Source organism: Synechococcus sp. R6-10, assembly GCF_047461815.1.
GTDB lineage: Bacteria > Cyanobacteriota > Cyanobacteriia > Thermostichales > Thermostichaceae > Thermostichus.
The window spans coordinates 1-3,838 of record NZ_JANSHW010000395.1 but is presented as its reverse complement, the minus strand read 5'-3'; the positions used below and the strand labels follow the sequence as shown (position 1 = coordinate 3,838).

Annotated in this window: 6 protein-coding genes; all 6 read right to left on the bottom strand. The window is 58.4% G+C overall.

All coding sequences use genetic code 11. The annotated features are described in order from the left end of the window. Positions 1–1,205, bottom strand: a 1,205-nt coding sequence (locus NW837_RS11040; RefSeq protein ID WP_414331505.1) for a class I SAM-dependent methyltransferase, incomplete at its 3' end; no start/stop codon positions are given. Positions 1,206–1,245: 40 nt separating this feature from the next. Continuing rightward, positions 1,246–1,419: a hypothetical protein gene (locus NW837_RS11035; RefSeq protein WP_414331502.1), complete on the bottom strand. Its 174-nt coding sequence runs from the start codon at positions 1,417–1,419 to the stop codon at positions 1,246–1,248. 47 nt (positions 1,420–1,466) lie between these two features. Then, positions 1,467–2,018: an NAD(P)H-quinone oxidoreductase subunit J gene (locus NW837_RS11030; RefSeq protein WP_011433902.1), complete on the bottom strand. Its 552-nt coding sequence runs from the start codon at positions 2,016–2,018 to the stop codon at positions 1,467–1,469. Position 2,019: 1 nt separating this feature from the next. Further along, positions 2,020–2,760, bottom strand: a complete 741-nt coding sequence (locus tag NW837_RS11025; RefSeq protein WP_414331499.1) for an NADH dehydrogenase subunit K — start codon at positions 2,758–2,760, stop codon at positions 2,020–2,022. Next, positions 2,751–3,113: a photosynthetic/respiratory NAD(P)H-quinone oxidoreductase subunit C gene (gene ndhC / locus NW837_RS11020; RefSeq protein WP_414331498.1), complete on the bottom strand. Its 363-nt coding sequence runs from the start codon at positions 3,111–3,113 to the stop codon at positions 2,751–2,753. The genes NW837_RS11025 and ndhC overlap by 10 nt, the downstream gene beginning before the upstream one ends. A gap of 100 nt (positions 3,114–3,213) precedes the next feature. Next, the gene (locus NW837_RS11015) at positions 3,214–3,462 is read right to left on the bottom strand and encodes a hypothetical protein (protein WP_011433899.1); all 249 of its coding nucleotides are present in this window, start codon (positions 3,460–3,462) and stop codon (positions 3,214–3,216) included. Positions 3,463–3,838: the final 376 nt, after the last annotated feature.

Here is a 3,838-nt window from a genome sequence, read left to right as displayed (position 1 = left end):
GAGGGGGTCAGGCCCTTAGCCTGCACCAATACTCCAAAGCCCCCCAACCCCATGGGATCCAGCAGCGCGTGAAGAGCATGTCGCCGCCGCAAAACCTGGCCCACATCCACAGCTTCGCCATCAACCGGGTTCCCCATTTGGCTGAGGGCAGCCAGCCGCTCGGTCAATCCCAGGTTCACCAAAAAGTTGCTCTGCCGGGTGAACCCCAGGCATCTTAGCCCCAGAGATTCTCCCACTTGCTCTAGGGTCGTAAAGTCCACATGAGCGGTGAGATCCTGGGATCCCACCCGAACATAGGGGTCCGTGTAGCTGCCGTGCTGTCGGTAGGCCAAGAGCGTACCTTGGGCGCGGTGGGGGCTGTAGTAGCTCTGGGCGGTGTGGCCGTAATCGATGGTGAGCACGTAGCCTCGCCGCAGCTTACGGGCCAGCAGCTGCAGCCACTCCAAGGCTTTCAGGTTCACCTCGGTTTGGTAACCGGACGGATAAGTTTCTACAGGGATCCCCAAGCGGGCAAAATACTCCCTCAGCTCAGGAGTGGACAGATCCCCCAGCACTTCCCGGAAGTTGGCTTCTGCAGCCTCGCCGCAATCGACATAGATTTCTCGCAAAGCCCCATCCTGCACCTGCACCCGATGCACCGGAAAAGCATCCACCAGCTCATTGGAGAAAAAGCAGCCTGTAACTGAGTTATCCGGGATCCCGTCCCAATCCAACCAGCGCACCTTCTCCCCAAAAGGGGCCAACCGCTCCTGCTGGAGCTGCCGCAGGTGGGCAGAACGCTCCAAAATCCCATAGTCCAGCGCCTGCCAAAAAGAGGGCTGTTCGCGTAAGCGGGCCGCAGGCCTTGCAGAGCGCACGTAGGTCAGCCAATCCTGGGCCAAGCGGCCGCTGCCTGCCCCCATCTCGATGACCGTGAAGGCAGAGGGGGATCCCAAAATGTGCCAGAACTGGTGGATTTGCTCCGCCAACAGTTGGGCAAAGTCCGCCGCCAGGTGGGGAGAGGTGAGGTAGTCGGGGCCAATCGGGGATCCCTGCTCGTAATAGCCCAACCCTGGCTCGTAGAGAGCCCACTCCATAAACTGGGCAAAGGTCACCGGTCCCTGAGCGCGAATGCGGCTGACAATCAACTCCCGCAACTTCTGCGTGGCCTGAGGTGTCGATAGAGAAAGACTCGGGTCGCGTAGGTGTTGCTCAGGAGCGATCACAGGTGAGGATTCCAGGGATCCAGACTTACTCAACTCAAACTTACTTGTTCAGGGGACGACGCCAATTTTGGCGAAACTGACGGTTTGAGAGCAGCAGCACCGGCCAGAGGGCCGATACCACCCACTTCCCGGAGCCCGAATAGATGCGATCCGCCTTGCGGGCCGAGTACCAAACTCCACCTGCATAGATTGCCAAGAGCAAAAAAGGCCACATCTCAACCCATCCTGTTCAACGCTGCTCACCGAGTCAGGGATCCCCAATCAGTAGGCATCCTGCAGCTCATAGAAGTCAGGCGTGATGTAGTCCTTGCGCAGGGGCCACCCTATCCAGTCTTCCGGCATTAAAATCCGCTTCAGGTTCGGGTGTCCCTCGAAAACAATGCCATACATGTCGTAGGTTTCCCGTTCCTGCCAATCCGCCGACTTCCAAATCCAGTATACGGAAGGTAGGCGTGGATCCTGGCGAGGCAACTTTACCTGGAGCCGCACCTCCTGAGGGCGATCCGCCCCGTCTGACAGCTTGATCAGGTGGTAAAGGCTGACCAGTGGCTGCCCTGCCCCCAGGTCATACCCGCACTGGCACTCCAGGTAGTTAAAGCCGTAGGCATAGAGGGCGGTACACAAGGGTAGGAGAAAGTCCCGCTCCACCTCCAACAGCTCTACCCCCGCTGCGTCTCTCCCCAAATACTGGTGCTCGAAGCCGTTGTCGGCCAGAAACTGGGAAACCGGGCCCCGCTCCAACGTCACCAAGGGTTCCGACTGCTCGCCTGCGGATGGCGGCGCTTGTTTTTCCTGGGCATTCTCCTCTGCCATCTCACACTCCTCCCTGCAAGGCTTTGAGCTGCTGTTCCGCCCGCTTAAAGTCGGCGGTTTGCAAGGCCGGGGGCACTGGCAAGCCAATGGCCGCAGCCAGCTCTGGCGGGGGAGCTTGGCGGGTCTCGCTCTCCAGATACTTGCCGGTGATGATCTCCGGCACAGGCTTGAGGTTGTGCTTAACCGTGTAGTAGCGGTGGGTTTGCTGCAGACGGCCTCGTTCCCGCATGTCCTCGGCGGCGATCTTCTTGCGCAGCTTGACAATGGCATCCATGATCGCTTCTGGACGAGGAGGGCAGCCGGGAATGTACACATCCACCGGGATCAGCTTGTCCACCCCCCGCACTGCCGTGTAGGAATCGGAGCTGAACATGCCACCGCTGATGGTGCAAGCCCCCATGGCGATCACGTACTTCGGCTCAGCCATTTGCTGGTAGAGCTTGACCAACGCCGGAGCCATCTTCATGGTGACCGTACCTGCCGTGATGATCAAATCAGCCGTGCGCGGCGAAGAACGAGGCAGCAGGCCAAAGCGGTCGAAGTCGAAGCGGGATCCCAGCATGGCGGCAAACTCGATGAAGCAGCAGGCGGTGCCGTAGAGCAGCGGCCAGAGGCTGGACATCTTAGCCCAGTTGTACAGGTCGTTCACCGTCGTCAGAACGACGTTGTTGGAGAGGTCGGTAGTCACCTGGGGGGCAGCCCCCGGAAACAAGACTTGCGATTTCTCAGACGTCATGACCATTCCAATGCTCCTTTTCTCCAGGCGTACACAAGACCCACCACAAGGATGGCGATGAAAATCAGGGCCTCCACAAAGGCCAACAGCCCCAAGCGGTGAAACGCCACTGCCCAGGGATAGAGGAACACCGTCTCTACATCGAAAATGACGAAGACCAGTGCGAACATGTAGTAGCGAATGTTGAACTGGATCCAGGCTTGCCCAAACGGCTCCATGCCCGACTCGTAAGTGCTGCGCCGCAGGGATCCCCGCCGCTTTGGCGCCAAGAGTGCAGAAGCCCCCAGAGCCAAAACCGGCAGCAGAGAGCAGAGGATCAGGAAAACCAGCAAATACTCGTAGCCGGACAGAACAAACACGACGCCAGACTGCCTCAGGTGCTCAACATTTAGATACGTTTCCAGTATAGAGCCAGTCTGGGGCTCCCCTGCGCCACGGGATCTTCAGTTCTATTGATGATCATGATTGTTGGGAGCGGCGTTTTTCCAGCCAGCCCCACACTCCGCTCACCACCGCCCCGGCCATCAGGATCCCCAAAGCCGGCTGAAACAAAGGCAGCCAGAGCCGCATCCAAAGTTTGTAGCCCAGTGGGATCCCAAGAAAAGCCCCGGTTACGGAAAAGACAAACCAGACAAACCCGGCGAACACCAGAAAGACAACGGCAATCAGGAAGTTATCCAGCCAGCGCTTGAGGTCAGAGGAAACCATAGGGATTGAGGCAGAACAGCTTGAAGTAGACCCAGAGGCAATCTGGGAACCGAACCTTTTGGGCCGCTAATGCCGATATCTCAGCATCTTTCACCCAGACAGACTGCCGGAATAAGTTCAACAGACAGGGTAGCTTACCCCAGCACTTGGTGAAGATCCCACGTGCACCTTTTTGGGTAGAGTAAGCTGTGCCGGCCCGCTGCTGACCCGCTGTGAACACAACCCAAAACCACGGTAGCGCCAGTAGGATTCCCCAGCCAGCCTGCTAACAATAAGTGAGATTTCCCTTCTGCCGCTTGGTCAGCTCAGCTAGAAATCGCAGGAGCCCCGCACTGTACCCGTAGGGTCAGTGCCGGGAGGAATGCGCTTTGATGAA